25 protein-coding genes are annotated in these 25097 nt (G+C 59.0%); 12 read left to right on the top strand and 13 right to left on the bottom strand.

Going from position 1 to position 25097, the window contains the following annotated elements:
• Positions 1-286 precede the first annotated feature (286 nt).
• The 5 genes from GOB93_RS13895 to GOB93_RS13875 all read right to left on the bottom strand — a co-directional run bounded on the left by GOB93_RS13895 (position 287) and on the right by GOB93_RS13875 (position 5435).
• Positions 287-1405: an L-dopachrome tautomerase-related protein gene (locus GOB93_RS13895; RefSeq protein WP_173584103.1), complete on the bottom strand. Its 1119-nt coding sequence runs from the start codon at positions 1403-1405 to the stop codon at positions 287-289.
• Between the two features lie 257 nt (positions 1406-1662).
• Entirely contained in the window at positions 1663-2493 is an 831-nt protein-coding gene (locus tag GOB93_RS13890) for a phosphoenolpyruvate hydrolase family protein (RefSeq protein ID WP_173584102.1), read from the bottom strand.
• Between the two features lie 4 nt (positions 2494-2497).
• The gene (locus tag GOB93_RS13885; RefSeq protein WP_173584101.1) at positions 2498-3700 is read right to left on the bottom strand and encodes a Tm-1-like ATP-binding domain-containing protein; all 1203 of its coding nucleotides are present in this window, start codon (positions 3698-3700) and stop codon (positions 2498-2500) included.
• Complete coding sequence (locus GOB93_RS13880) at positions 3697-4005, bottom strand: putative quinol monooxygenase (RefSeq protein ID WP_173584100.1); 309 nt, start codon at positions 4003-4005, stop codon at positions 3697-3699. Before GOB93_RS13880 ends, GOB93_RS13885 begins: the two co-directional genes overlap by 4 nt.
• Before the next feature lie 50 nt (positions 4006-4055).
• Positions 4056-5435: an aminotransferase-like domain-containing protein gene (locus GOB93_RS13875; RefSeq protein WP_173584099.1), complete on the bottom strand. Its 1380-nt coding sequence runs from the start codon at positions 5433-5435 to the stop codon at positions 4056-4058.
• Between the two features lie 237 nt (positions 5436-5672).
• Here GOB93_RS13875 and cls point away from each other — a divergent pair, with 237 nt between their 5' ends.
• The 4 genes from cls to GOB93_RS13855 all read left to right on the top strand — a co-directional run bounded on the left by cls (position 5673) and on the right by GOB93_RS13855 (position 8419).
• Complete coding sequence (gene cls / locus GOB93_RS13870; RefSeq protein ID WP_173584098.1) at positions 5673-7118, top strand: cardiolipin synthase; 1446 nt, start codon at positions 5673-5675, stop codon at positions 7116-7118.
• A 131-nt stretch (positions 7119-7249) separates the two neighbouring features.
• Positions 7250-7501, top strand: coding sequence for a hypothetical protein (locus GOB93_RS13865; protein WP_173584097.1), 252 nt, complete (start codon positions 7250-7252; stop codon positions 7499-7501).
• A 35-nt stretch (positions 7502-7536) separates the two neighbouring features.
• Entirely contained in the window at positions 7537-8061 is a 525-nt protein-coding gene (locus GOB93_RS13860) for a DUF1269 domain-containing protein (RefSeq protein WP_173584096.1), read from the top strand.
• A 172-nt stretch (positions 8062-8233) separates the two neighbouring features.
• Positions 8234-8419, top strand: coding sequence for a YqaE/Pmp3 family membrane protein (locus GOB93_RS13855; RefSeq protein ID WP_173584095.1), 186 nt, complete (start codon positions 8234-8236; stop codon positions 8417-8419).
• An 8-nt stretch (positions 8420-8427) separates the two neighbouring features.
• Here the strand turns inward: GOB93_RS13855 and GOB93_RS13850 are convergent, their stop codons facing one another.
• The 7 genes from GOB93_RS13850 to gmk form a co-directional block, all read right to left on the bottom strand.
• Positions 8428-9426: an LLM class flavin-dependent oxidoreductase gene (locus tag GOB93_RS13850; RefSeq protein ID WP_173584094.1), complete on the bottom strand. Its 999-nt coding sequence runs from the start codon at positions 9424-9426 to the stop codon at positions 8428-8430.
• A gap of 258 nt (positions 9427-9684) precedes the next feature.
• Positions 9685-9849 (bottom strand): hypothetical protein, encoded by a 165-nt coding sequence (locus GOB93_RS13845; protein WP_173584093.1) that lies wholly within the window; start codon positions 9847-9849, stop codon positions 9685-9687.
• Between the two features lies 1 nt (position 9850).
• Complete coding sequence (locus GOB93_RS13840) at positions 9851-10102, bottom strand: hypothetical protein (RefSeq protein WP_173584092.1); 252 nt, start codon at positions 10100-10102, stop codon at positions 9851-9853.
• 81 nt (positions 10103-10183) lie between these two features.
• The gene (locus GOB93_RS13835; RefSeq protein ID WP_173584091.1) at positions 10184-10483 is read right to left on the bottom strand and encodes a hypothetical protein; all 300 of its coding nucleotides are present in this window, start codon (positions 10481-10483) and stop codon (positions 10184-10186) included.
• A gap of 389 nt (positions 10484-10872) precedes the next feature.
• Positions 10873-11760 (bottom strand): pirin family protein, encoded by an 888-nt coding sequence (locus GOB93_RS13830; protein ID WP_173584090.1) that lies wholly within the window; start codon positions 11758-11760, stop codon positions 10873-10875.
• Positions 11761-12462: 702 nt separating this feature from the next.
• On the bottom strand, positions 12463-13896 hold the full coding sequence (hldE, locus tag GOB93_RS13825) for a bifunctional D-glycero-beta-D-manno-heptose-7-phosphate kinase/D-glycero-beta-D-manno-heptose 1-phosphate adenylyltransferase HldE (protein WP_173584089.1): 1434 nt from the start codon (positions 13894-13896) through the stop codon (positions 12463-12465).
• A gap of 5 nt (positions 13897-13901) precedes the next feature.
• The gene (gene gmk, locus GOB93_RS13820; RefSeq protein WP_242010781.1) at positions 13902-14570 is read right to left on the bottom strand and encodes a guanylate kinase; all 669 of its coding nucleotides are present in this window, start codon (positions 14568-14570) and stop codon (positions 13902-13904) included.
• A 113-nt stretch (positions 14571-14683) separates the two neighbouring features.
• Between gmk and GOB93_RS13815 the strand changes: the two genes are divergently transcribed.
• From GOB93_RS13815 to GOB93_RS13780, 8 genes are all read left to right on the top strand, one after another.
• Positions 14684-15505, top strand: coding sequence for an SDR family NAD(P)-dependent oxidoreductase (locus GOB93_RS13815; RefSeq protein WP_173584088.1), 822 nt, complete (start codon positions 14684-14686; stop codon positions 15503-15505).
• Positions 15506-15804: 299 nt separating this feature from the next.
• Positions 15805-16014, top strand: a complete 210-nt coding sequence (locus GOB93_RS13810; RefSeq protein WP_173584087.1) for a DUF3311 domain-containing protein — start codon at positions 15805-15807, stop codon at positions 16012-16014.
• Positions 16015-16020: 6 nt separating this feature from the next.
• A complete protein-coding gene (locus GOB93_RS13805) occupies positions 16021-17436 on the top strand; it encodes a sodium:solute symporter family protein (RefSeq protein WP_173584086.1) in 1416 nt (471 codons plus the stop codon).
• A 58-nt stretch (positions 17437-17494) separates the two neighbouring features.
• Complete coding sequence (locus GOB93_RS13800; protein ID WP_173584085.1) at positions 17495-18274, top strand: aldolase; 780 nt, start codon at positions 17495-17497, stop codon at positions 18272-18274.
• A gap of 496 nt (positions 18275-18770) precedes the next feature.
• The gene (locus tag GOB93_RS13795) at positions 18771-19883 is read left to right on the top strand and encodes a P1 family peptidase (protein WP_173584084.1); all 1113 of its coding nucleotides are present in this window, start codon (positions 18771-18773) and stop codon (positions 19881-19883) included.
• Between the two features lie 240 nt (positions 19884-20123).
• Positions 20124-21452, top strand: coding sequence for a purine-cytosine permease family protein (locus GOB93_RS13790; protein ID WP_173584127.1), 1329 nt, complete (start codon positions 20124-20126; stop codon positions 21450-21452).
• 504 nt (positions 21453-21956) lie between these two features.
• Complete coding sequence (hmpA, locus tag GOB93_RS13785; protein ID WP_173584083.1) at positions 21957-23168, top strand: NO-inducible flavohemoprotein; 1212 nt, start codon at positions 21957-21959, stop codon at positions 23166-23168.
• Entirely contained in the window at positions 23165-23527 is a 363-nt protein-coding gene (locus GOB93_RS13780) for a DUF488 domain-containing protein (protein WP_173584082.1), read from the top strand. The genes hmpA and GOB93_RS13780 overlap by 4 nt, the downstream gene beginning before the upstream one ends.
• Positions 23528-24277: 750 nt before the next feature.
• On the opposite strand, the gene GOB93_RS13775 is transcribed toward GOB93_RS13780, so the two are convergent.
• Positions 24278-25039 (bottom strand): SDR family NAD(P)-dependent oxidoreductase, encoded by a 762-nt coding sequence (locus tag GOB93_RS13775; RefSeq protein ID WP_173584081.1) that lies wholly within the window; start codon positions 25037-25039, stop codon positions 24278-24280.
• Positions 25040-25097 lie beyond the last annotated feature (58 nt).

Below are 25097 nucleotides of genomic sequence, written 5' to 3'. Positions count from 1 at the left end.
GGGCTGGTCCGGATGGAACTCCGACTGTGATCCTTTTTCCGGAAATCGGCAGGTGAGTACTGAACGGTAACTGTCGCTTTTAAAGATGCTCACAAATTCCGGGCAAGCTTTTGATCAGCGTTCTGCCCCGCACCGGGAGGGTTATCACGCGAAGCCGTGCCGGGCATGACGATCTCTTTATCCCCTTCTGTATTAACAAACCGGGATCAAAGGGACTGCGTCCCTTTGCGGGGTTCGGGGCAAAGCCCCGAAAAGAAACGTCGGGTTTTACCCTGTTACGTTCCCCTCAGAACCGGTGCTGAGGGGCCAGATGCAGATCCAGCGTGTAGATCGTCACCGGTTGTCTGACCCGTGAAACGCCGTCCGCCTGAAACGATGCTGTCCGGTTGAGCTGCACGGCTGGCACCCATAGTTTACCCGTGCTGTCGATCCACATCGCGTCCGCCCAGACCAGCCGTTTATCGGCGATCAGCACGGATTCTTTCCCGTCCGGCGTTATTTTCAGCAGGCGCAGCTTATTCACGTCCGAGACATAGAGATTTCCCTGGCCGTCGATCACGGTGCCGCCTGTTGTCGGCGTGTTGTAAAAGAGGGAGACTTTTTCGTTCAGCTCCGCGTCGCTCAGCCCGGGATTTTCCAGATCGGCCGTGGAGATTTTATACATTGGCCCGGAGCTTGGCTGGAAATACAGGACCGAGCCGTCCGGCGAAACCTCAAGCTGGTCTGCGTGAACGCGGGCGGGACTGCCGTTGCTGATCAGCAGTTTTCCTTCCGCATACATCGGCCGTTCATCTGTGGTGGATTTTGCGTGCTGCAGGACCCGGCGCTGCTGTCCGGTTTTCATATCCACCAGGATCAGCGCCGGATCGCCGGCGTCCGTCAGGATCAGGGTGTCGTTGTGAAAGCGCAGGTCGTCGACATAGCTGTGTGGGGTCGTTCCCTGTTTCAGGATGATGGTATGAACCGGTTTGCCGGAGGCGAGATCGAAGGCGACCAGTTTTGCCGGCGCTCCGTCTGGCGGGTTCGGTTTGCCGCCGACATTCGCGTCGCCTGAATCCACGATCCAGAGATATCCGTCCGGTCCGATGCGGATGGCGTTGACCCGTACGAAATGATCCGCAAAGCCGGCGGTCTGTTTCTGATCGTTCCACGCGGCATCAGGAAAGGCGTGCGGCGTTCCTGTCTTATCCAGTTCCGCCACGGTCGGACCGGGTTCCGATCCGCCGCCCCAGTAGGGGAAGGAGACGAACACACGTCCGTTATCCGAAACGGTCACCGCGTTCATCACCCTCTGCGAGGTTATTGCGACGTGCAGTGCGGAGGACGGGAGTGGTGCAGCATTTGCGGCGGACGCCAGAGTGAAAAGGCCCAGTGCCAGTCCGGGGAGCGCTGTTTTTCTGAGCATGTGATCTGACCTTTACGGTATTTGTATATTTTGCGGATGCGTCGGTCCGGTTTTTTCGGGGCCCTGCCCCGCGCCCCGCAAAGGGACGCGGTCCCTTTGATCCCGGTTTATCAGATCAAAAAGGGGTGAAGGGGACGTCGTGCCCAGCACGCCTGCGAGTGACGACCCCTTCCGGGTGCAGGGCAGAGCCCTGCTTTGTCATCGGTTTACGAAATACAGGAATGTTTTCTCTTTACCGAAGCCGGGGTGTCCTGTTTTCAGCGTGTCATTGCCTTGAAGGTTTTTGTCTGTTCGACCAGCGCCGTTTCCGTGGGCAGGCGTTCCATGCTGGAGGCGCCGTAGAACCCGTGACAGTCCGGGCATCCGGCCAGAACCTTCTGCGCGTCGGCCGGCATGGCGATCGGGCCGCCATGGCACAGGACGATGATGTCATCGCGCACGGTCTTTGCCGCATCAGTGATCTCATTGATCAGCCGGATGCAGTCCTCCAGCGTAAACGCTGTTTCAGCGCCGATGCTGCCTCCGGTTGTCAGTCCCATATGGGCCACCAGGACATCGGCGCCGGCTTTCGCCATATCTTTCGCCTGCTGCGGATCGAAAACATAGGGCGTTGTCAGCAGGTCTTTTTTTCTGGCCCGTGCGACGACATCGACTTCCATATTGTAGCTCATACCGGTTTCTTCGAGATTCTTCCGGAAATTGCCGTCAATCAGGCCGACTGTCGGAAAGTTCTGAATACCGGAGAAGCCGATGCGGCGGACGTCATCGAGAAACACATCGAAATCCACGAACGGGTCTGTGCCGTTGACGCCAGCGAGGACCGGCGTGTGCGGCACGACGGGCAGGACCTCGCGCGCCATTTCCATGACGATCTGGTTTGCGTTTCCGTAGGCCAGCAGGCCGGCCAGCGACCCACGGCCGGCCATGCGGTAACGGCCGGAATTGTAGATAACGATCAGATCGATCCCGCCTGCGGCCTCGCATTTTGCTGACAGGCCGGTTCCGGCGCCGCCGCCGACGATCGGCTGGCGCGCGGCGATCATGCCGCGGAATTTCTCCAGAATCTGACTGCGTGGAATGGCTGGCATGGTCTCAGGTCTCCTTGAAAAGAGTTTCGAATTCGCGCGTCATCGCATCGGCGAAGGCCGGATCGTTGAGCGCGCAGGGAAGGCGGATCAGCTTCCGGCGAGGCGTTTCCTCCAGCGTGTCTGACAGGGCCTCCAGGAAGGCGGCGTCGGCATCCGGGTTGAAAAATGGTCCGTCCGGCTGATCGAGCAGAGAAAATCCGCCTTCGGGGAAGAAGAACCGGACCTCGCCCGGGCAGCGGTTCAGCTTCTGTCCGATCATGCGGCCCATTGCGGCGCATTCCTCAGCCGATGTCCGCATCAGCGTGATGAACGGATTATGCTCCACGAAAACGCGGTCCTGATACCGTTCGGGGACCGTTGTCCGCGCGCCGAAATTGACCATGTCGAGACCGCCGCAGCTTCCGACATAGGGCACGCCTGTCCGGCTCACCGCGTCCAGCCGCTCCTCGCCGCAGGGGAAGATTCCGCCGGCGATATGGTCACAGAACTCGGTTGTGGTGACATCCAGCACGCCCCGGATCAGGCCCTGGTCGATCAGCCGTTCCATCGACCGGCCGCCGGCGCCGGTGGCGTGAAAGACGAGGCATTCGAACCTGTCGCGCAGGGTCTCTGTGATCCGTGTCACACAGGGCGTCGTGACCCCGAACATTGTGATGCCGACCGCGGGGTGTGTGTCTTCGTGACGTGGTGGGTTGTGCAGCACCATTCCGGCCATTGCATCCGCCGCGTTGCCCAGGACCTGCCGTGAAATCCGGTTCAGTCCCTGCATATCGACAACGGAATACACCATACCGATATCGGATTCTCCGACATAGGGCGCGATATTTCCCGAAGCGACTGTCGAGACGACCAGTTTTGGTGTGCCGATCGGCAGGGCCTGCAGGGCCGGGGCGACCAGCGCCGTTCCACCCGAGCCGCCGATGGCCAGCGCTCCGGCCAGGTCGGTCCGCCCGGCGAGAAAACGTGTGAGGGCCAGCGACATTCCGGCGATGGCTTGTCCGCGATCACCGCAGAACACTGCTTCCGGCCCGTCCGGATGGCAGGACGCGACCTCCGCTGCTGTGACATCGGCGGCGTGGAGGTCTCCGCCGGTGCTCACATCCACGATGAATGCATCGGCGCCGCGGGCGAGCAGAACCGCTTTCAGGTAGTGAAGTTCTTCCGCCTTTGTGTCCGCCGTGCCCAGGATACAGACGCGGCCTGTCACGGCAGCAGATCCGTGTCTTCCAGAAGCCGGACATCCATCGGTTTCGACAGGGCCTTGTTCAGCACCTGCTTCATCGCCAGAAAATGCGGTGTCTTTTCATGCTCATGGATGGCCGCGACGCTTGCCCAGTGTTCGATGAAAACGAAGCAGTGCGGATCATGCGCATCGCGCCGGCAGTGATAGCCGCTGTTCGTGGTTTCCTGCCGCGACGCCAGGATGCAGGCGGCCATCGCTTCAAGCGCCTTGTCCTGATGCTGTGGCCAGAGGTGAAGTGTGGCGACGACGGTAATGGGTTTTTCGGTCATGCGGTAACCTCCCCGTTCGTGTTCGAGGAGCATAGGCGCCCGATACACTTTCAGGCTATCGGAATAGTGTCGCGTGACACTTTTGGCTCTGTCGCCATGCAGGCCGCTCTGACCCGGTGCAGCGCCTCAGTCAGGTCGGGCAGGGGTGCCGGCCCGAGACACAGCCGCACGCCTGATGGTTCTGACTTCGCCTCCGCGTGAAATGGCGCCGGGTCGGTCACCAGTACGCCGTAGGACCGCGCCTGTGTGATGACGGCCTGTACCTGGCTGGCGGGCATCGGCATCCAGACATGGAACGCGTCATAGGCTGGCGTCACCATGCGCGATCCCAGAACCGAGGCCGCCAGTTCACGCCGCCGCGCTGCTTCCGTCCGCAGTGACTGCCGTACCGAGGTGGCTGTTCCGTCCTGCATCCACTGCGCCATCATCGCGTAGGAGAGGGGGGCGATCATCAGCGATGAACAGAGAAGCGCCCCCAGACAGGCTTCGCGAAACGGTTCCGGTGGTGTCAGGGCTCCGATCCTCAGGCCGGGGCTCAGGATCTTGGACAGGCTGCTGACATGGAAGACGCGTTCGGGGGCGAGGGAGATCAGATCCGGCAGAGCATTGTCCGGTTTACAGACATAGACCCCGTCTTCGATGATCAGGGCGTCAAAGCGACGGCACAGCCGCACGATGTCTTCGCGCCGCTGCCGGTCCATGGTCGCTGTGGTCGGGTTGTGCATTGTTGGTGTCAGGTAGAGAACGGCGCGCTGACCGCGAAGGCCGGCAAGCGCTTCTTCCAGCGCGGCGGGACATATGCCCCGCTCATCCATCGCAATCCCCCGCAGCGCTGCGCCGGTCTGGCGGATGGCGCCGAGCATGCCCGGATAGGTCAGGTTTTCGGTGAGAACGAGGTCTGCGTGCTGATGGGCCACTGAAAACGCCACGCTAAGCGCCTGCTGTGCGCCGCTGGTCAGAAGAAGTTGCTCCGGCGCTGTGGTCAGGCCCAGTTCTTCGAGCCAGTGCGCCATGATGCGGCGGTGTTCGATATGTCCCGCGACCGGCGGGTAGATATTGAAGAGGGCGGGATCGACGCTGCGGGCCAGGCGGTTCAGTGTCCGGGCCAGCGCGCGGTCGCTGAACATCGGTGGTGGCATGTTCGAGGCGAGGTCGAGAAAACTGCTGTGGCTGCCGGGTCGGGCCGAGACGAACATGCCCCGGCCCTTCACGCTCCGGACCAGACCGCGCCGTTCCAACATGGCATAGGCCCGTGTGACCGATCCGACGCCGATTTCCAGACGCCAGGCCAGATCGCGATGCGCTGGCAGGCGATCTCCTGCGGCCAGCGTGCCGGCCAGAATGTCTTCCGCCAGCGTGTCGGCCAGCCGCTCCGCCGGGGGCTGTGTTCCGCTGTTCAGCCGCGGGGGCCAGGGCGACTGAAGCCGCATAAAACCGCAAGCCTTTCCAAAAACAGCGGCCATCCCGATGCCCCGGGAGCCGTACAGGCAGCAGGAACCAGCGGGACCGGGCGGAAGCAGTGACTGGTCGCGCCGTCTTTATAGTCCGGTCTTTCGGCTGTGATTTCAACCGGCTGCTGCTGTGCTTCCCGCTGTTGTCGGTATCCTTCCGTAAGGATACGGTGCCCCGCTTTTCACTTCAGATTTCAACCGACCGGGGCGTGAGCGATGCATTGGAACTGGGCTGGCCCGGCCACGACGATCAGTCTGCAGATCCTTTTCATTGGCAGGGCGCTGCTGAGACCTCACCGGCAGCCCGCCTCACGCGTCGCCTGGGTGGCGATTCTCGGTGCGCTGCCCATTGTCGGGGTCATCGCCTATCTTCTGCTTGGCGAGACGAAACTGAGCCCGCTGATCGTTGTGCGGATCCGCGAGGCGCTCAGGGATCTTCCCGTGCCGGGCAAGCGGAGCGACGCTCTGATCGATGCTGAAAAGGATTTCGGCCTGCCGCCCCGTCTCGCTCCGCTTTTTCGTGTCGGTCAGTCCGCCAGCGGCTATCCGCCTGTCGGCAGCAACCGCGCAAAACTGATGCCGGATTCAGATACTGCCATCGCGGCCATTGTCGCGGATATCGATGCCGCCCGTGAGCACGTTCATATCAGCTTCTATATCTGGCTCGCCGATCATAACGGCATGAAGGTCGTGGACGCCCTGAAACGCGCCGCCATCCGGGGTGTTACCTGTCGCGTCATGGCCGACGATCTGGGCTCCCGTCGCCTGATCCACAGCCGCCACTGGAGAGATATGCGGGATGCCGGCGTTCTGCTGGTTCGCGCGCTTCCTGTCGGCAATCTGTTCCAGCGCCCGTTTCGTGGCCGCTTCGATATGCGCAATCACCGCAAAATCGTCGTGATCGACAACAGGGTCACCTATTGCGGCAGTCAGAACTGCGCCGACGCTGCGTTTCTGGTCAAAGCGAAATATGCGCCCTGGGTCGATCTGGTGGCCCGTTTTGAAGGTCCTGTGGTGCTGCAGAATCAGCATCTCTTCGCCAGTGACTGGATTGCCCATACCGACGAGGATCTTACGAATCTTCTCAGATCTGCTGTCCTGCCGGACGGAGAGGGATTTGTCGCCCAGGTGATCGGCACCAGCGCCGCCGTCCGTTATGAAGCCATGCCGGAAGTCTTTGTTTCCCTGATGAGCGCCGCTGCACGGGAACTCACGGTCACCACGCCCTATTACGTTCCGGACGAGCCGATTCAGGCCGCTCTCTGCGCGGCGGCCCGGCGTGGAGTGAAAACGACTCTCACCGTGCCGGCCCGAAACGACTCCTGGATCGTGGCCGGGGCGAGCCGGAGTTACTATCGCGAGCTTCTGGATGCCGGCGTTGCTATTTACGAATACCCGCATGGTCTTCTTCACACGAAGGCGCTGACTGTCGACGGTCAGATGACGATGATCGGGTCGGCCAATCTTGACCGGCGCAGCTTCGATCTGAACTTTGAAAACAATATCCTCTTTGTCGATCAGGGCTTTACGGCGGAAATCCGTGAAAGGCAGCAGACATATCTTGACGCCTCCGTTCCCGTTACGCCGGAGGCGGTGATGAACTGGCCGAAATCCCGCGTGCTCTGGAACAATGTTCTGGCCATGGTTGGCCCCGTGCTGTGAGCAGGGGTGGGTCACGCGGGTGTTTTCGCCTGGTGTCTTGAAAATCATCCTTATGAGCGCAATATGTAACGGACATGCCCGGAAGTTTTTCCGGGCTGATCTGAACGAGTGGAAACAGGACGAGACGGATCATGAATGCAGCCGAGACTCTGAAAAAACTCAGCCCGGAAGATCTTCAGGAGATCACGAAGCATCTCGAGAAGTCGCTTCATCAACACAAGGAAGAGCTGCACCGGCAGATTGCCGGTCATCTCAGCACGCTGAAAAGCGACGTGCGGGAGCACGAGAACAAAATTCCGACCTCGTGCAAGGTTTATGGTCTGCTGATTCTCACAGCCGCTTCTCTCCTCAGCTACGTCTTCGGTCGCAAGTCCGCCGACTGATCGCTGCTGTCACAGACTTATCGAAAGAGACCGTAATGAGCACACTTGTTGTTGTCGGATTTGACAGCATAGACGGCGCGAAGGCCGAACTGGGAAACTGTCGTGAGCTTGAGAAGGAATATCTTCTCGATCTCGAGGATGCCGTTGTCGTCACGCGCACGCAGGACGGTAAGATCCATCTTGACCAGAGCGTGAATCTTGAGAAGGTCGGTGCTTCCTGGGGGCTGCTTTCAGGTGGGTTCTGGGGCGCTCTCGTCGGGCTGATTTTTCTGAATCCGCTTGCCGGTTTTGTGGTTGGCAGTCTCGCGGGAGCCGCGGCCGGAGCGCTGGATGGCAAGTTCAGTGATTACGGGATCGACGATAATTTCATTAAGCAGCTTGGCGAGACGCTGACGCCCAATACATCGGCGCTTTTCGTGCTGGTCAGAAAGGCTGAGCCGGAAAAAGTGATGGCGCAGCTTGCCACGCTGAAGGGTCACGCCCGGATCATCCAGACTTCCCTGTCCCCGGAAGCGGAACAGAAACTGCGGACGGCGCTGGGTCAGGCTGTTACGGCGTAATCACGAATGTCGAACCGGACCGGGTATGGGATTGAGTGCCTGCCCGGTTCAGGGGCTGATCTCTGGGATGCCTGCCTGTTACGCCGGAAACGCTCTGGACAGCCGGAAATAAAGCACGCTTTACTGACTTTTGCAGTCGTAAAGGCTGTGTTGCCGTCACGGAGCGTTCCTCTTGCGCCTTATTATTTCATTCTTTTTGCCCTGGCTGACGTTTTTCACAATTGGCCGGCCCATTTCGGGGCTGATCTGTCTGTTTTTGCAGATCACGATTCTTGGCTGGATCCCCGCGACAATCTGGGCTGTGTACGCGCTGAGCCAGTATAAAACCGACCAGAAACTGAGAGCGGCGGGTCTCTGACTGCGATCTTATCCGGTGACCAGACCCGCGAGCTGTGCCGCCAGTTCCAGTGAGTGGCGGCGCTGTGCGTGATCGAAGACCGGAACGGCAACCATCAGTTCGTCGGGCTTATGCCGACTGATGAAAGCGCTGAGATCAGGGGCGATGGTCGCGGTTGTTCCGGCGAATGTGCAGGAGAGTGTGTGAGCGAGCATCGCTTTTTCCTGAGCGGACCAGAGGCCGGGTCCGGGATCGACCGGCGGCGGAAAAGCGACCGGACGTCCCCGTCGCAGTGCGATGAAATATTGCTGAAGTGAGGTTTCGAGGCGTCGGGCTTCCCCATCCGTATCCGCTGCAATCACATTGACCGTCAGCATGACATGCGGTCTGGCGCAGCGTTCCGATGGTTCGAAGCGTGCCCGGTAAAGCGTGATCGCCTCTTCCATCTGTTCCGGCGCGAAATGGGACGCAAAAGCGTAGGGCAGCCCGAGGCGCGCGGCGAGTACGGCCGAGAACAGCGATGATCCGAGGAGCCAGACCGGCACACGAAGTCCCGCGCCTGGAATGGCGCGCACCAGATGGGTATCGTTTTCGTCGGCGGGTTCAAAATAGTGCAGAAGTTCGAGAACATCTTCCGGAAAGCGGTCCGGCGCCAGGGGATCGCGCCGCAGGGCACGTGCCGTGCGCTGATCCGCTCCGGGAGCGCGGCCGAGGCCGAGATCGATCCGGCCGGGAAAGAGCGTCTCCAGCGTGCCGAACTGCTCCGCCACGACCAGCGGCGAATGATTCGGGAGCATGACGCCTCCCGCGCCGACACGAATGCACTGTGTTGTGGCGGCGACCTGTCCGATCAGGACAGCGGTTGCTGCTGAAGCGATTCCTGGCATGGAGTGGTGCTCGGCCAGCCAGTACCGGTGAAATCCGAGCGTTTCCGCAAGGCGCGCGAAGTCCAGCGTATTGCGAAATGCGTCCGCCGGTGTCGAACCGCGTGTGATCAGCGAGAGATCCAGAACGGAGAAAGGGATCATGCGAAGGGCTCCTGATCGTCGGGACGCTGGACGGCGTGGCCTGCCGGTCTTCATCATACCGACGAAGCGGACCGGGAGGCCAGCCCTGCCTCATAACTGGAAAGAGCGCTGTTTATCGTCTGATGCCGCAGAAGAAGACCGGGGTGCTGCCCGGAGCTCACCAGAGGCCGGGAGTCTCCGGAAACCGATATCAGGATGCGGGCTGAGGTTCCCGCCAGTCCCAGGGTCGTGTCCGGTCTTATCGTCTCTTATCGTCTCTTATCGTCCGATTTTCAGTTCCGCTTCGAGCTTTTTCACTTCTGCCGTCAGCGCCGAAACCCGGTGCGGTTCTTCCTTTTCCGCACGTGCAAGATCACGCCGGACAGCATTCAGGCGATGCTCAAGCGACTGTTCAGAGGGCAGTTCATGCGAATGTCCGGTCATTTCAGCTTTCCTTTTTTCTGGTCAGAATCTGTTCCGCCAGCGTGACAATATCCCGCGCTTCGACGCCTTCCGGATTGTGCAGGGCTTTTTTCGCAAGTGCCTTCTGCTCTTCGGTTGCGCCTTCTGATCCTTTCAGAACGAAATGCGCGATTTTTTCAACGTCGTCCTTCGTCAGCAGTTTCGGCTGTTTTTGTGCCTTTTCCGCCAGTTCGTGCAGGGCGGATGTTTCATGCGGGAGCGGATCATGCGCCATGATGGTCTCCATTATTCTCTGAAAACTGTATGATCTGTTGAGGAATTAATCGTACGGATACGCTGATGGCGGCCATTTTCGTCAGAGAGAAACGTCGATCTCGTGCAGGCCTGTTTTTTCATGTTTTCCCGGATGACCCGCATGAAACGGGCTGCTGTCCGTCGCGACATCGGACAGATCGGCAATCGGCAGGCATTTCCATTGGCCGCCGGGGGGCTCGACCTTTTTGTGATCGTCGCTGCCAACGTAGATCAGAACCCGCTCTTCACCGTCTCCTTTGCCAACGGCATGAGGAGAACCGGTCAGCGCCCGCCCGTGATAAGTAAAGCTCACGTTGCTCCGGGATTTTATCGCCGCACACAGCCTGTCGCGCGTCGTCATACTGTAATCCTTCCTTCAAATATTATGGAAAATATTGGTATCAGAAGCATTTTCGTCAAGGAAACCGGATGTCTGCTTTCATGATATGACTTATTGATGTCCTGTCCGATTGATTTTTTGCTGACAGCACAGAGGCTGGTGGAATATCGGCGTATCCGGACTGGCAGGCCGGTAAAAGAATGAGAGACTGTTTCAGAAGCCTGTCCATGAAATCTCTGGTCAATTGTAAAGAAGTTTTTGGTGAAGATTTTTTCAAAAAGCTTCAGAAGACGTCGCCTTTTTGGAAAAAAGGCGACACCCAAAAACTTTTATTTTTTTCGCAAAAGTTTATTGTGAGAAGCTTCGTGCATTTAAGGCTATTGAAGCGGCTCTCTGAGAGCAGTCTGCTGTTATGACATCGGAGGGGGCGCGGTGTCGGCGGATGGTAACGGAATGAACTCGTCATGGTCCGCATCGGGCAGTTTCATGCGTCCGGCTTTCCAGTCTTCGGCCGCCTGCGCCAGTCGCGCTTTTGAGGAACTGACGAAGTTCCAGAAGAGGAAGCGCTCCCCGACGGGTTCGCCGCCCAGCACCATTGCGGTGGCGGGTTCGGTCGCCCGGAACGATGAGATGCCGGGACCGGGGATGAGCATCCGGCCCGCTTCGTGTCTTTCTCCGTCGATCTCGATTGCACCTCTGGCGATGTAGATGGCGCGTTCCGCGCAGTGCGCCGGGATTTCCGCAATCGCTCCTGGTTCCAGTTCAAGATGGACATAAAAAAGCGGCGAGTGAGTCCGGGCCGCGGCGGTCAGGCCGTATGCGCTGCCGGCGATAAGCTGTCCGCGCACACCGTCCGCGTCCCATTGCGGGAGATCCCCGCCTTCGTGATGTGAGAAGGAAGGGGCGGTTTCCTCGTCGCCATCGGGAAGGGCGACCCAGGCCTGGATGCCATGCAGATGGTCGCCCATGGCGTGTGCTTTTTCGAATCTTTCGCTGTGCGTGATGCCGCTGCCGGCGGTCATCCAGTTGACTTCCTGCGGCCGGATGGCCTGTTCGGAGCCAAGGCTGTCGCGATGCATGACCTCGCCGGAGAAGAGGTAGGTGATTGTCGAGAGGCCGATATGTGGATGTGGGCGCACATCGACGCTGCGATCGACGCCGGCCGCGAGATCCAGTGGTCCCAGATGATCAAAGAAAATGAACGGTCCGACCATGCGTCGCCGCGCGAAAGGCAGCACGCGTCCTACTTCCAGTCCTCCGCCAAGAGAGCGGCGTCGTTTTTCGATCATCTCGATCATGTTGTCTGCTCCTTTGCTTTGCGCCGGAATGGTTCGCAGGGTTTATCGCCGCTGATGGACTGAAGTTCCGGTTTCAATGCCGGAGACGGCGGGTGTGTTCCCCTGTGGTGTCCTGATGGTGAGCGGGGATTTGCTTACAGACTGTTTTAAAGGGGCGTTTGTCTACTTTGCAAATACAGGTGCGGTGGCTTTGCAGGGCTTTGTCCCGAACTCCACAAAGGGACGCGGTTCCTTTGATTCCGGTTTATAAATAGAGAAAAAGGGGGGCGTGCATAGTACATCTTCGCATACCGATCCCTCCTGGGACAGTGGGCCTGCTTTGTCTCGTGTTTGCAAATACATTAACGCTTCAAAGGAGCAAAAACGTTCATAACAAGCCGATGATGTTATGTGTTCTGAGCTCCGGTTGTCTGTTTGTCTTATTCGGAATCAAAGAACACCTCACGACAGATCTTTGAAAAATGACAAAAGTTTTTGGGTGCTGCCTTTTTTTAAAAGGCGGCGTCTTCTGAAGCTTTTTCAAAAAGCTTCACCAAAAATTTCTTTATAATTTATCTGGATACTGAATGAGACGGCTTATGGAACCGTCTCTTATGGATTCCAGAGACCATTTCCATCCGGTCCGTTAGTGTCGCTTTCATCTGCATTTCCGAACGGGCATGGCTGAAAATAAGGGTGCTCCCCGGCCGCGGCGACTGCCCTTCAGAGTCCCTGAATCCGGCCGATCGTCGCCGTTGTTGAATGTCCGTCCCGCAGATCGGCCAGCACCAGCCGGCCGCCTGCCGCGATGACCTCCGCTGCGCCGACGACATCTTCCGGTCTGTAATCAGAACCTTTGATGAGAATATCCGGCATCAGTTCACGGATGATTTCAAGTGGCGTGTCTTCAGAAAACGCCGCCACCGCGTCGACCGACCGGATCGCCGCCATTACCGCCGCCCGGCTGGCCAGCGTGTTCACCGGCCGTGTGTCTCCCTTCAGCCGCCGTACGCTCGCATCATCGTTCAGCGCCACGATCAGCCGGTCGCACGCGGACCGTGCCGCCGCGAGGAGACTGATATGTCCCGGATGGATGATGTCGAAACATCCGTTCGTAAAACCGACGGTCAGACCGTGTGCTTTCCAGTCCGCGACCTGCATCTTCGCCTGGGTCAGTGTCAGCAGATGCGGCGCTTCTTCCGGTTCGTCCTGCGCCTGCAGTTCGCGCATGACCTCGCCGATATCAGCCGTTGCCGTGCCGAGTTTGGCCACGACCACGCCTGCCGCGGCGTTCGCGATCCGCATGGCCTGATCGAACGCCATGCCGGAACCGACGGCCAGCGCCATCGTCGCGATCACCGTGTCGCCGGCGCCGGAGACGTCAAATACTTCGCGCGCGCGGGCAGGGACGGCTATTGCCTCGCCCTCCGCCGGCACCAGCATCATGCCCTTTTCGGAGCGTGTCGCCAGGATCGCATCCGCTTCCGCGCGCGCCATCACTTTGCGGGCTGCTGCTTCCACGCTGGCATTATCCGAAACCGGCATGCCGGATGCCGCCGCCAGTTCCTTCACATTCGGCGTGATGCAGGTTGCTCCGCGATAATGCCGGAAATCCGGTGTTTTCGGATCGACGAAGACCGGAATATCGCGCAGCCGCGCCTCACCGATCAGATGATGCACCACCATCTGATCGCAAACGCCTTTTCCATAATCGGAAAGGATCACGACATCGGCTTCTTCGAGCCGTGCGTCGATCGCCTGGCACAGCAGTTCGGCTTCATCCGCCTGCAATGGCAGACGGCTTTCCTCATCGGCCCGCACCACCTGCTGATGCGCGGCGATAAACCGCGTCTTGCAGATCGTTGGCCGGCGGGGTGTCGGCACCAGCATCTCAGAAACCTGCGCCCGGAGACGCAGCGTATCCCGCAGCGTTATCGCCGCGTCGTCCTCACCGACCAGGCCGATCAGGATGGCGCGGCCGCCCAGCGAGATCACGTTGCTGGCGACGTTGCCTGCGCCGCCCGGCATTTCCGTGCGTTTGTTCAGCAGCAGTACCGGCACCGGCGCTTCCGGAGAAATCCGTTCCATGTCGCCGTAGACGAACCGGTCGAGCATCACGTCGCCGACGCAGAGGACGGTGATCCGGGAGAAATCCATGACGGTCAGCCCAGGAAGCCGGCGACGAATCCGGCAAGTCCTGTCTGACGCGATGTCCGGAGACGCGCTGCTGTCAGGATAGCCCTCGCCTCGAAGATCGCCCGGTCCAGATCCGCGTTGACGATCACATGATCAAATTCCTGCCAGTGCGAAATCTCGGCCAGCGCCGCATCCATCCGTCGCGCGATCTCGTCTGCCGCGTCGGAATCCCGCCCTTTCAGGCGCCGCTCCAGCTCAGGCAGGGAAGGGGGCAGCACAAACAGGCTCACCACGTCGTCCGGCAGGGCCGCCCGGATCTGCCGGTGGCCCTGCCAGTCGATGTCGAACACCATGTCCTGTCCCGCCGCCAGTGCTTCCTCGACCGGCGCGCGGGGTGTGCCGTAGCCGCGTCCGAACACTGTCGCCCATTCCAGCAGTTCACCCCGTTCGGCCATACGCTGAAACTGATCCATCGTACGGAAATGATAGTGAACGCCGTCCGTCTCGCCCGGACGCGGCTGGCGCGTGGTGATGGAGACCGAGTGCTTCAGGCGCGGTTCCGCTGCCCGCAATGCGTTCGCGATGGTTGATTTGCCGGCGCCTGACGGAGCGGAGATGACATAGCAGACGCCACGCCTGGAAACGGAAGGGGTGGGCGGGTGCGTCTGTCCGTTGCGTGTCATTGCGGCGTTCATGGCTCCTGCGTCTGAGATATCCGGCACTCGTAACCTGCCCGGAGAGTCAACACGATCCGCCGGCCGACCCGACGGTTTCGCCCTTCTACCAGCGTCGGGTTAAGAGAGCGACCATGAAACAGGATTCTCTTCTCATCACAGGAGCCGCTTCCGGACTGGGACGCGCGCTTGCCCTCACTCACGCGAACAGGGACGTTACTCTTCATCTTATCGACTGCAACGGCACCGGTCTTGCTGACACGGCTGCCCGCTCCGAAGCGCTCGGCTCCCGCGTTGTCACGCATACGCTCGATGTCGCCAGTGTTTCCGCTATGCGGGAGGCCGTCACCAGCGCCGGACAGCTCGATCTTGTCTTCGCCTGCGCCGGAATCACCGGCGGAACCCGGCCCGGCCCGGACGGCGACACGGCGCCCACCGAACCTGAGGCGCAGATCCGGCGCATGATCGCGACCAATCTCGACGGTGTCATCAACACTGTCCTTCCGGCTATTGACCTCATTCGCGCCCAGCCCCGCGCCGCCGATGGCAAACGGGGCCGTATCTGCGCCATCTCGTCGGTTGCCGGTGTTGTTTCCTTTCCCGGAACTCCGACTTACTGTGCGACGAAGGCCGCTGTTGACCGGTTCATGATCGCCACGGGAGGCAACCTGAAGCGTGAAGGCGTGCTGCTCTCCTCGGTCGTGTGCGCCTTTCTCAATACGCCGATGGTCGCGACGAATGATTTCCCGATGCCGGGTCTGACACAGACCTGCGATGCCGTGGAGAAAATCATGAAGGGTCTGGCCCGCAATAAGCGGCGGATCGTCTTTCCGAAATGGATCGTGGCCGGTTCGCGCTTCATGGATCTGCTGCCTGTCGGTCTTGCGGAGAGTTACTACACCACGCAGCCCATCGGGGCGGCCGGGACGATGCCGGTCACGGATGACGCCTGCTGACAGGGCTGTCCTGGGCGGGTTTCGGGTCTGGTCTGCTGTTCAGAGGGAAAGCCTTAACAGCGATCCGGCTTTCGGCAGCAGGTTTCAGAAGATGTTCTTCCAGGGAGGGCGTGGACAGATCGTCCGTCTGTGTCTGATCTATGCTCTCCGTCCCGAAAACGAATGGGAATATCTTCTGAATTTCTGTCATGAAACTTCTTTACAAGATCAGATTTCGGTATCGTCGGGCCGCCGCGTTTCTGTGGCGCCCGGCTGAGCCATATTTACTGACAGCATGAACAGTGAAAGGGAGTGACTTCATGACGTTGTCGCGCCTCAGGATCATTGCCGGTCTCGGCATCCCGTTTTTCGCTGTGCTTGTGCCGATGCCCTGGCTCTCGTCCAGTGCGCTGACTGTCGGCGGCTTTCCGGTCGCACTGGTGTGGATTTTCGTGTGCCTGCCGCTGACATCCTTCTGCATGGCGCTTGCCTGGATGTCTGAAGATCATCAGCATCCGGATGAGGATTAGAAGCGGATGGCTTCAGCAGTTTTCGCGGCGGTCATTATCCTGTCCTTCGTTGTCGCGTTCTTCTCGCGAAGGAACCACGGACGGCAGGACAGCAGAGATTTTTTTACCGCCTCCGGTCAGTTCGGCGGCGTTCTTGTTTTTCTGCTGACCGTTGGCGAGACCTACAGCATCGGTAGTATCATGGGCTTCCCTGCCGCTGCCATGAAACAGGGGATTCCGTTTATTGACTGGTTTCTGGGCTATATCGTTCTGGCTTATCCCGTCGGGTATTTTCTGAATCCGCTTTTGTGGAAGGCGGGAAGAGTCTGGAATGCCCTGACATTCGCCGATCTGTTCAGAACGTATTTCAGAAGCCGGTTTCTGGAAGTTATTGTTGCCGTCAGCGCCATTCTCTTCATGCTGCCGCTCGGGGAGCTCCAGATGGCGGGGATTCTGACGGCAATCAGTGAGTTTCACTGGCCGGTTTCTTCCGTGACGATCACGGCGGGCGCGGCTCTTCTGACTTTTTCCTGGCTGGCACTGTCCGGTGTCCGCGCGCCCGCCTGGGTGGCCGCCATCAAGGACACGATCGTGATTGTTGCTATCGTCCTGATTGCCGTTGCCGTTCTGCGCGACAGTTCCTGGCATGCGCTCGCCGCGGCCAGCCGCGCCATGCCGCTGTCCACGGCGCAGGGAAATGTCTACGCTGTCACCACGATCATCACGCAGGCGCTTGGTTTCTGCGTTGCTCCGCAGACAATCGCCTTTATCTTCACGGCAAAATCCGCCCGCATCGTGCGGCGTAATCAGATTGTCATGCCGCTTTACATGCTGATGTTTCCGCTGCTCCTGCTCAGTTCCCTCTATGCCGGAGCCACCGGTCTGCCGATGGATGCAAAAAATTCGGTTTTCATCTCCGTGGCAGCGGCTCTTCTGCCCTCATGGGGGCTTGGTCTTGTAGCTGCGGCCTGTGTGTTGTCGGGGCTGGTTATCCTTGCCGGGATCTGCCTTTCCATCGGCTCGCTGGTGTCGCGCAATCTTGTGCAGGGCCTCTCCGATGCCCGCCAGAAGGACTGCGCCAGGCTCGTCATCACGTTCTGTCTGATTTTCTCGGTTTTTGCCGCGATGCGGTTTTCCGCGCTCATGCCGGTTCTGACAACGATGTTCTATCTCGGCGTCATTCAGCTCTTTCCGGCCATTCTCTGTATGGTCCGCAGCGTTCCGGTTGCTGCCGCATTTGTCACAGCGGGTTTTCTGGCGGGTGAAACGGTCTCCCTGGCTCTCGCGTTTTTCTCCGTTCCGACCGGCGGGGTGAATGCGGGCTTTATCGGCCTTCTGGTGAATGCAGCCATTGTCTTTACCGGGTACAGGGTCGGAGCCGCGTCGGCTGGCGTCATTGCCGATCCGCATCTGACATTGCGATCAGGTAACAAAGTGTGCTGATTAACGGCGTGGATATCCGGCCGGTGCTTACCCGGTGCATTATGTGAGAACGGAGAGCATGGCACATCATCCGGACAATGTTCACGCCGCGCAGGTATTGCCCGGCGATCATAACAGACGGCTTCAGGACACTCCTGAAATCCAGGAGGCTCTCAGAGACCTTGCCTCCTGTTTCAGGATGGCCGCGGTTCTCGGGCTGGAAGAGGGGATCTGCAACCATTTCTCCGCTGTTGTGCCGGGCCATGACGATCTGTTTCTGGTCAATCCCTATGGATATGCTTTCAGTGAAATCACACCTGAAAGTCTTCTGATCTGCGATTACGATGGTGCGGTTCTCGCGGGAGAGGGTGTGCCGGAAGCAACGGCGTTCTATATCCATGCGCGGCTTCACAAACATTGTCCCCGTGCCAGAGCCGCGTTCCATACGCACATGCCGTATGCGACGGCGCTGTCCATGACAGAGGGTGATCCACTCGTTTTTGCCGGGCAGACAGCTCTGAAATTCTATGGGCGCATTGCTGTCGATACGAACTTCAATGGTCTGGCGCTGGATGCTTCCGAGGGCGATCGTATTGCCGGTGCGCTGGGGGATGCGGACATTCTGTTCATGCGCAATCATGGAGTGATGGTCACGGCTCCCACCATCGCGGAAGCGTGGGATGATCTTTATTATCTGGAGCGCGCCGCTCAGGTTCAGTGTATTGCGATGGCAACCGGTCGTCCGCTGATTCCGGTTTCCGCTGATATCGCTGCACGGACACATCGGCAGATGCGTGAGGAAGATGCCGGGTCAGCCCGGCAGCATCTTCGTTCAGTCCGTCGTCGGGCTGGTTTTTGAGAGCTGATCTGCTCCGTTATGCGGGGCAGGATTCTGTCCAGTGTCCGTGAACAGGAGGTATGCGGGGGCGTGCTGCGTATAACGATCCCTTCACTCCTTTTTGTTGGGTGTTTGTATACTTTGCAGAGACAGGCGAGGTTGCTTTTCGGGGCTCTGCTCTGAACCCTGCAAAGAGGCACACTCCCTTTGTTTCAAAAGGGCGGTGTCTTCTGAAGCTTTTTGAAAAAAGCTTCACCAAAAACTTTTTACAATCTGAGGAGGTTTCACGGGCAGGCTTTTGAAACAGTCTCTGACAGATCGTGATCATAGGGACTGCGTCCCTTTGCGGGGTTCGGGAGAGTGCTCTGAAAGGAGTATCCTCGCCGGGTCTGTATTTGCAAAACAGACAAATATCGGAAAGAAGAGCGATATGACATCCATCATAAACCGTATAGCGTTCTGACGAAAATTTCCTTTTGCTTCGCCGGAGCATTTCTGGAAAACAGAATATCCATACATGAACAGACGCTCCTTTCTCACGACTGCCACTGCCCTGCCGTTCCTTGCCACGCGGCGAGGCCATGCCGCCGATCTTGCTCATCCGGGTCCCGGCCATGTCGGTCCGCTGAATCTGATCACCGATGTCGCGGGTCTGGCCGTCGGTGAGGCTCACGATGCCAGTGTCAGAACCGGTGTCACCGTTATTCTTCCTGATCAGCGCTGCGCGGCGGCCGTGGATGTGCGTGGCGGTGGTCCCGGTACCCGCGAGACGGACACGCTGACTGCCGGCAATCTCGTCCGCAGTGTCGATGCCATCGTCCTGTCCGGTGGCTCGGTTTACGGTCTCGCTGCCGCCGACGGCGTCGCTGCCTGGCTTGGCGCGCGGGGGCGTGGCTTTACCATGACGAAACAGGCCGGCGTGCCGCCATCTCCCATTGTGCCCACGGCCATTCTGTTCGACCTTGCCAATGGCGGGAGCAAGGGCTGGGGGCTCAGCCCGCCTTATCGCTCTCTCGCGCTGGAGGCCGTCGGGCACACCACGCGGAAATTTGACCTCGGCACCTGGGGCGCGGGCTATGGCGCCGGGGCCGGTTCGCTCAAAGGCGGTCTCGGCTCAGCGTCTTTCGTCACGGGCGATGGTATTACCGTCGGCGCTCTTGTGGCCGTCAACAGCCTCGGGTCCGTCATCGTGCCCGGCACCCGCAATTTCTGGGCCGGTGCGCTGGAAACCGGCAACGAATTCGGTGGTCTTGGCGCCTCCGCGAAACATGTGGATGAAGAATACTGGGGACTGGCCAAACTCAATCCCGCTGCCCGCGCCAACACCACCATTGCCTGCATCGCTGTGGACGCTGATCTCGATGCCGACGAACTGAGACGTGTTGCCATGATGGCTCAGGATGGTCTTGCCCGCGCCATCCGTCCGGTTCACTCGCCGTTCGATGGCGACGTGATCTTTGCCCTCTCCACCGCCCGCAAACCGCTTCCCGGCAGTATGCGCCCGCTTGCCGTGGCCCGTATCGGCGCTCTTGCCGCCGATGTTCTCTCCCGTGCCGTCGCCCGGGGCGTGTTCGAGGCCACGCTGCCGCCGGGGATGGCGGGGCAGACCTGGAAAATGCTTCAGCAGTAAAGATAGTTCCCGAAAGGTGGTCGGGTCTCTGACCTGAAACCTGGCAGGGAGCGTCATGCGAAGCATCCTTCGCGCCGCGATTTATTCAATAAAATGGTCTGCAAAGGTTCATGGTCTTTGACGGGTCCGGGCAGCGCCCGGATTCTGCTGCATTTGCAAAAGCCCCGCCGGTCATTAGGTTCGGGAAACCATTTCCCCTGTACGGATCCCCGGCCCTTGCAGCATGACGCCTACAGTCTCATGGAAGACCTCTCCGCCGCCTCCGTCTGTGAGCCGGTTCCCGCGTCACGCAAGACCATGCGCATCGACCGCGTTTTCTGGAGTCACTTTTCCCCGAATCTCGGGCCGGGCGGATGGGTCACCGGAGCCCTCCTTGTCAGTCTTGGTCTCGATCTGAAAGCCGGCATCCTTGCCATCCTGCTCGGCAATATCATCGGCGCCCTCCCCGTCGCCCTTGCCGCTGCTGTCGGCCCCGCTACCGGTCTCACCCAGATGGAAGCCTCACGGATGGCGCTGGGGCGCATTGGCGTTCGTCCGCCTTCCTTTCTCAACTGGCTTTACTGCGTCGGATGGGACGCGGTGAACAACGTCCCCGCCGCCGCCGCCCTTGTGGCCCTGCTCACTCTCGGCGGTGCCCCGCTGCCATTCTGGCTTGCCCTGGGGATTCTCGCCGGAACCCAGATGGTCGCCTCCATCTACGGGCATCATGTCGTTCAGGCTCTGCAGAAATATCTCGGCGCCCTGCTGCTTATCGTCTTTGCCATTATCGGTCTGACTTTCGCCGCGAATGGCGGGGTCATCGTTCAGGCTGTCCATCCCGTCAGCCTCGCCACCTTTCTGCTTGCCGTCGGAATTCTCGTCAGCTTCAATCTTTCCTGGGCGACATACTCCTCGGACTACACCCGTTATCTGCCGGCAGACACATCTCCGAAAAAGGTCGTCTCTCTGGCTCTTGCCGGTCTTCTGTCTTCCGCTGTTCCTTTTCAGATTCTCGGCCTGCTGACCGCCACCAGCATCGCCGAACCATCACCGACGGCCGTTATCGCCAGTCTGCAACATGCCATGGGTCCGCTCGGTCCTCTGGCTCTCGCGGCTATCGCCCTGTCCTCGATTACCGGCAATTCTTTCAACGACAACACTGCCAGCTACAGTCTGATCTCGGCCGGAATCCATATTCCCCGTGTGACCGCTGCTATCATTACTGCGTCCCTCGGTTATGTTCTCGCCGTCGCGGGTGCCGGTCGGTACGCCAGTCTTTATACGGACTATCTGCTCGTCACGATGTACTGGATTGCTCCGTGGTGTGGGATCGTTCTTGCCGACTGGTATCTCACCGGAGGGCACTCCGCTGCCCGGTCCGGTCCTTATGGTCAGGCTCTTATCCCGCCACAGGGATGGACGCGTGGCGCCACCATCTTCGTGGTGACCTCCGTTTTCACTGTTGTCCTCTTCTCTACCAGTTCTCTCTACACTGGCCCGGTCGCCCGCTGGCTCGGCGGGGCCGATATTGGTTACTATGTCGGGTTCTTTACTGCGGCGTTCTGGTACTCTGCGGGACGCCGGCGGTAAGATGTACCGTTTTAAAGTTCTTCCGCCAGTGATCCCGGTCTCTTACAGGCTCATTGGTCCGCGATTTATTTGTGTTGTTTCATTGAAGAATCCTGATGGCGGAGAGTTGTCAGCGTCCTGTGGGTGATGCGGCCTGACAGACGATGCGGTTTTTCGATCTGCCGGCCAGATGAGAAAACCGGTCTTTTATGGTTCCTGAAATGGCAGCGCTGATCAATGCGTAATAAATTCCGGCAAGAATGCTGGAGAAAGCTGCTGGAATCAGAAATTTCAGGTCATTTGTTCTGAGTCAGGAGGAAAAGATTTTTGTGTAAGCGGTTTTTCGGGGCTTTGCCCCGAGCCCCACAAAGGGACGCGGTCTCTTTGATCCCGGTTTGTTAAAATAACAGGGTGAAGGGCAGCGCGGTCCGGGGCTGTGGCATGAGCGATGCACATTGCTGATATAATTGACATCTTTTTCCGAACGCTAAAAGGTGACCGTATTATACATTTCAGGAGCCAGTCATGGCCGCTCCCCTGGACGACAAAACCCGCTTTGTTATCTCCGCCTGTGTGCCGGCGCTGGAAGCCCGCGGGCTCGACATCACAACAGAAATGTACAGGCGTCTTCTGGAAAAGCCTGAAATACGCGATCTGTTCAACATCTCGCATCAGGAAGACGGGGAACAGCCAAAGGCTCTGGCGCTGGCCGTTCTGGCCTATGCCCGCAATATCGACAGCCTCGGTAATCTGGAGGGAATGGTCGAGCGGATTGCCGAAAAACATGTCGGGCTCAATATCCTGCCCGAACATTACCCGTATGTCGCCGACGCGCTGCTCGGGGCTATTGCTCATGTCCTGGGGGATGCCGCGACCCCTGAGATCATGGATGCCTGGGGAAAGGCATACTGGTTCCTCGCCGACATTCTGATCGGACGCGAGAAACAGATTTACGAAATCCATGCTGGCGCTCCCGGCGGCTGGACGGGATGGCGCTCTTTTACCGTGCGCGACCGTGTGCGGGAGTGTGAAACCGTCACCTCTTTCGCGCTTGCACCGACGGATGGCGGGTCTGTCATGCGGCACCAGCCCGGTCAGTATCTGAGTTTCCGGCTGGATATTCCCGGTCACGGCAGTCAGCGTCGTAATTACAGCGTTTCCTCGCAGCCTGGAGACGAGGCTTACCGGATCAGCGTGCGGCGCATCCCTGGCGGGTTGGTCTCGGACTGGCTGCATGACAGCGTGCAGCCCGGCACAATGCTGCAGGTTTCCGCGCCGTCAGGCGATTTCATTCTTGCCGCGCCGGCTCCCGCGTCGGTGGTGCTCCTGACTGCGGGCGTTGGGCTCACACCGGTGCTGTCCATGCTGGGTGCTCTGACTGGAGGAAAGACAGCGTCTTCCGTCCGCTATATCCATGGGACCCGGACTGCGCAGACCGAGGCTTTTGGTGATTATATCCGCACTTTGTCAGAAGCGGGAAAGATCCGGAGCGATATCTTCTACAGCCGGCAGACGCCGTCTGAAGACGGGTCGACCAGGGGCATGACCCGTCATGCCGGACGGATTACGCCGGAATGGCTGAAAAGCCAGATCGATAAAAATGCTACATATTACGTCTGTGGTCCTGACAGTTTCATGCGTGACATGGTGATGACGCTGCGTTCCGCCGGTCTGCCGGAGGCACAGATCCGTTACGAATTCTTCGGCTCCGCCGATGATGCCGCGCTGGTGGCATGACGCAGGCTTTCAGCATTCAGGTCAGGCGCGTCTATGATCCGCCCGGACCCGATGATGGTGCGCGTATCCTTGTCGATCGTCTCTGGCCTCGCGGGGTCAGCAGAGAGCGGGCTCATCTGACACTCTGGCTCAGGGATATCGCGCCGTCCACGGAACTGCGTAAATGGTTCGCTCACGATCCGGAAAAATGGTCCGAATTTCGCCGGCGTTACGAAGCGGAGCTTGATGACAATCCGGCCGCTGTTGCGGAGATTATGAAAATCGCCGGACAGGGGAGGGTAACGCTTCTCTATGGTGCGCGGGATACGCAACACAATGAAGCTGTCGTTCTGGCGGACTGGCTGCGCGCACGGAACTGATCCGTGCCTCATTCTTACTGCAGGTTATTCTTATTCCGGGATGTCTCCGGTGTTTACGGAACGGTTTTCTTCTGCCCGGCACAGATATAAAGCGTCCGGCCTGCTATTTCATTGCGGGCAGAAACCACGTTCGTCTGAGGGTTCCGGAAACGATGTAGTTCGAAAAGATGCTTTCAAATGATGCTTTTACGAAATCGTTGCAGATTTTTCCGAAACAGGTGGCGGCGTTATCGCCGTGCGCCTGGAGCGGGTTTCGGCTGATGCGTTATATCCGCTGTGTGAATTCTCTGAGCCGATATCCGGGCAGTAACCAGATGTTGCAGGACAAGTGGCCAAAGAATTGGGAGATGTTGCCGTATAGTTTTCAGATCTGTTGTGTTCGTAGCATAATCTGTCTGACGCTCATGGAGTCCGGATCTGTTTTAACGGGTCTGACCTGAGCCTCGGCGGGATGGGCTTTCTCTTGAAACTCCTTCTGAATTATAAAGAAGTTTTTGCTGAAGATTTTTTTAAAAAGCTTCATAAGACGCCGCCTTTTTGAAAAAAGGCAGATCTCGGAAACTTTTATTTTTTATCATGGATTCGTGCCCGGGTGTTCTCTGATTCCGTCTGAAACGGACAGGGGGCCGGGCCTCAGAAAATCATAACATCATCAGTTTGCTATGAGAATTTTTATGCGTTTGTGGCTTCCGGAGCTGTCCCTTTAATAAAATGGCTTGCAGCGTCCGGATACCGGTCCGGTCTGCTGTGTTACAGTTTCATGCCGCCCGAGGCTTCGATCCGCTGTGCGTTCACCCAGCCCGTATCCGGTCCCAGCAGCGCCGCGACGACGCGATCGATATCGTCGGGCAGGCCTGCGCGTCCCAGCGCGGTCACGGAGGCGATGTAGCCGTTGATGTCCTTGTTGTCGCGCACAGCGCCGCCGCCGAAATCCGTCTCGATCGCTCCCGGGGCCAGCGTGTTTACCGTGATCTTCCGTTCGGCCAGTTCCACCGCCTGATACCGGGTCAGCACCTCGATCGCGCCTTTGACGGCCGCGTAAGCCGCATAACCCGGCAGCGCGAACCGGGTCAGACCGGAGGAGATGTTCAGAATCCGGCCGCCATCCGCCATGAGCGGCAGCAGTTTCTGCGTCAGAAAAAATACGCCTTTCAGGTGAATGTTCACCAGGGAGTCGAACTGCGCTTCCGTCGTCTCCATCAGCGACGCATGAATTCCGATTCCTGCATTGTTGACAAGGAAATGAAACGACGGAGCGCCCCAGATCTTCAGAGTCTCTGCCACGGCTGAGGCAAAATCGCTAAAACTGCCGGTCTCCGCGACATCAAGATGCAATGCTTTCGCGCGGCATCCCAGGCTCGTAAGTTCCTTCTCAGTTGCCTGCGCGCCTTCGAGATTGCTGCGATATGTCAGGATGATATCCACGCCATGCTGCGCCAGATGCCGGACCATGCTGAGGCCAAGTCCGCGATCTCCACCCGTTACGATCGCAATCGGTGCCGTGCTGCTCATGTCATCTCTCCCGTTCATGGATTTATCACATAGTTTATAAGACAACTCCTGCAGAACA

The sequence above is a fragment of the Acetobacter musti genome (assembly GCF_011516835.1).
Classification (GTDB): Bacteria; Pseudomonadota; Alphaproteobacteria; order Acetobacterales; family Acetobacteraceae; genus Acetobacter; species Acetobacter musti.
The sequence above is the reverse complement of the archived record's forward strand: the minus strand, read 5'-3'. Positions and strand labels throughout refer to the sequence as shown.

Bases quoted from the DNA above. Each gene is read 5' to 3' on its own strand.
- GOB93_RS13895 (WP_173584103.1), bottom strand. From the start codon at position 1,405: ATGCTCAGAAAAACAGCGCTCCCCGGACTGGCACTGGGCCTTTTCACT.
- GOB93_RS13890 (WP_173584102.1), bottom strand. From the start codon at position 2,493: ATGCCAGCCATTCCACGCAGTCAGATTCTGGAGAAATTCCGCGGCATG.
- GOB93_RS13880 (WP_173584100.1), bottom strand. From the start codon at position 4,005: ATGACCGAAAAACCCATTACCGTCGTCGCCACACTTCACCTCTGGCCA.
- GOB93_RS13875 (WP_173584099.1), bottom strand. From the start codon at position 5,435: ATGCGGCTTCAGTCGCCCTGGCCCCCGCGGCTGAACAGCGGAACACAG.
- cls (WP_173584098.1), top strand. From the start codon at position 5,673: ATGCATTGGAACTGGGCTGGCCCGGCCACGACGATCAGTCTGCAGATC.
- GOB93_RS13865 (WP_173584097.1), top strand. From the start codon at position 7,250: ATGAATGCAGCCGAGACTCTGAAAAAACTCAGCCCGGAAGATCTTCAG.
- GOB93_RS13860 (WP_173584096.1), top strand. From the start codon at position 7,537: ATGAGCACACTTGTTGTTGTCGGATTTGACAGCATAGACGGCGCGAAG.
- GOB93_RS13850 (WP_173584094.1), bottom strand. From the start codon at position 9,426: ATGATCCCTTTCTCCGTTCTGGATCTCTCGCTGATCACACGCGGTTCG.
- GOB93_RS13845 (WP_173584093.1), bottom strand. From the start codon at position 9,849: ATGACCGGACATTCGCATGAACTGCCCTCTGAACAGTCGCTTGAGCAT.
- GOB93_RS13840 (WP_173584092.1), bottom strand. From the start codon at position 10,102: ATGGCGCATGATCCGCTCCCGCATGAAACATCCGCCCTGCACGAACTG.
- GOB93_RS13835 (WP_173584091.1), bottom strand. From the start codon at position 10,483: ATGACGACGCGCGACAGGCTGTGTGCGGCGATAAAATCCCGGAGCAAC.
- GOB93_RS13830 (WP_173584090.1), bottom strand. From the start codon at position 11,760: ATGATCGAGATGATCGAAAAACGACGCCGCTCTCTTGGCGGAGGACTG.
- hldE (WP_173584089.1), bottom strand. From the start codon at position 13,896: ATGGATTTCTCCCGGATCACCGTCCTCTGCGTCGGCGACGTGATGCTC.
- gmk (WP_242010781.1), bottom strand. From the start codon at position 14,570: ATGAACGCCGCAATGACACGCAACGGACAGACGCACCCGCCCACCCCT.
- GOB93_RS13815 (WP_173584088.1), top strand. From the start codon at position 14,684: ATGAAACAGGATTCTCTTCTCATCACAGGAGCCGCTTCCGGACTGGGA.
- GOB93_RS13810 (WP_173584087.1), top strand. From the start codon at position 15,805: ATGACGTTGTCGCGCCTCAGGATCATTGCCGGTCTCGGCATCCCGTTT.
- GOB93_RS13805 (WP_173584086.1), top strand. From the start codon at position 16,021: ATGGCTTCAGCAGTTTTCGCGGCGGTCATTATCCTGTCCTTCGTTGTC.
- GOB93_RS13800 (WP_173584085.1), top strand. From the start codon at position 17,495: ATGGCACATCATCCGGACAATGTTCACGCCGCGCAGGTATTGCCCGGC.
- GOB93_RS13795 (WP_173584084.1), top strand. From the start codon at position 18,771: ATGAACAGACGCTCCTTTCTCACGACTGCCACTGCCCTGCCGTTCCTT.
- GOB93_RS13790 (WP_173584127.1), top strand. From the start codon at position 20,124: ATGGAAGACCTCTCCGCCGCCTCCGTCTGTGAGCCGGTTCCCGCGTCA.
- hmpA (WP_173584083.1), top strand. From the start codon at position 21,957: ATGGCCGCTCCCCTGGACGACAAAACCCGCTTTGTTATCTCCGCCTGT.
- GOB93_RS13780 (WP_173584082.1), top strand. From the start codon at position 23,165: ATGACGCAGGCTTTCAGCATTCAGGTCAGGCGCGTCTATGATCCGCCC.
- GOB93_RS13775 (WP_173584081.1), bottom strand. From the start codon at position 25,039: ATGAGCAGCACGGCACCGATTGCGATCGTAACGGGTGGAGATCGCGGA.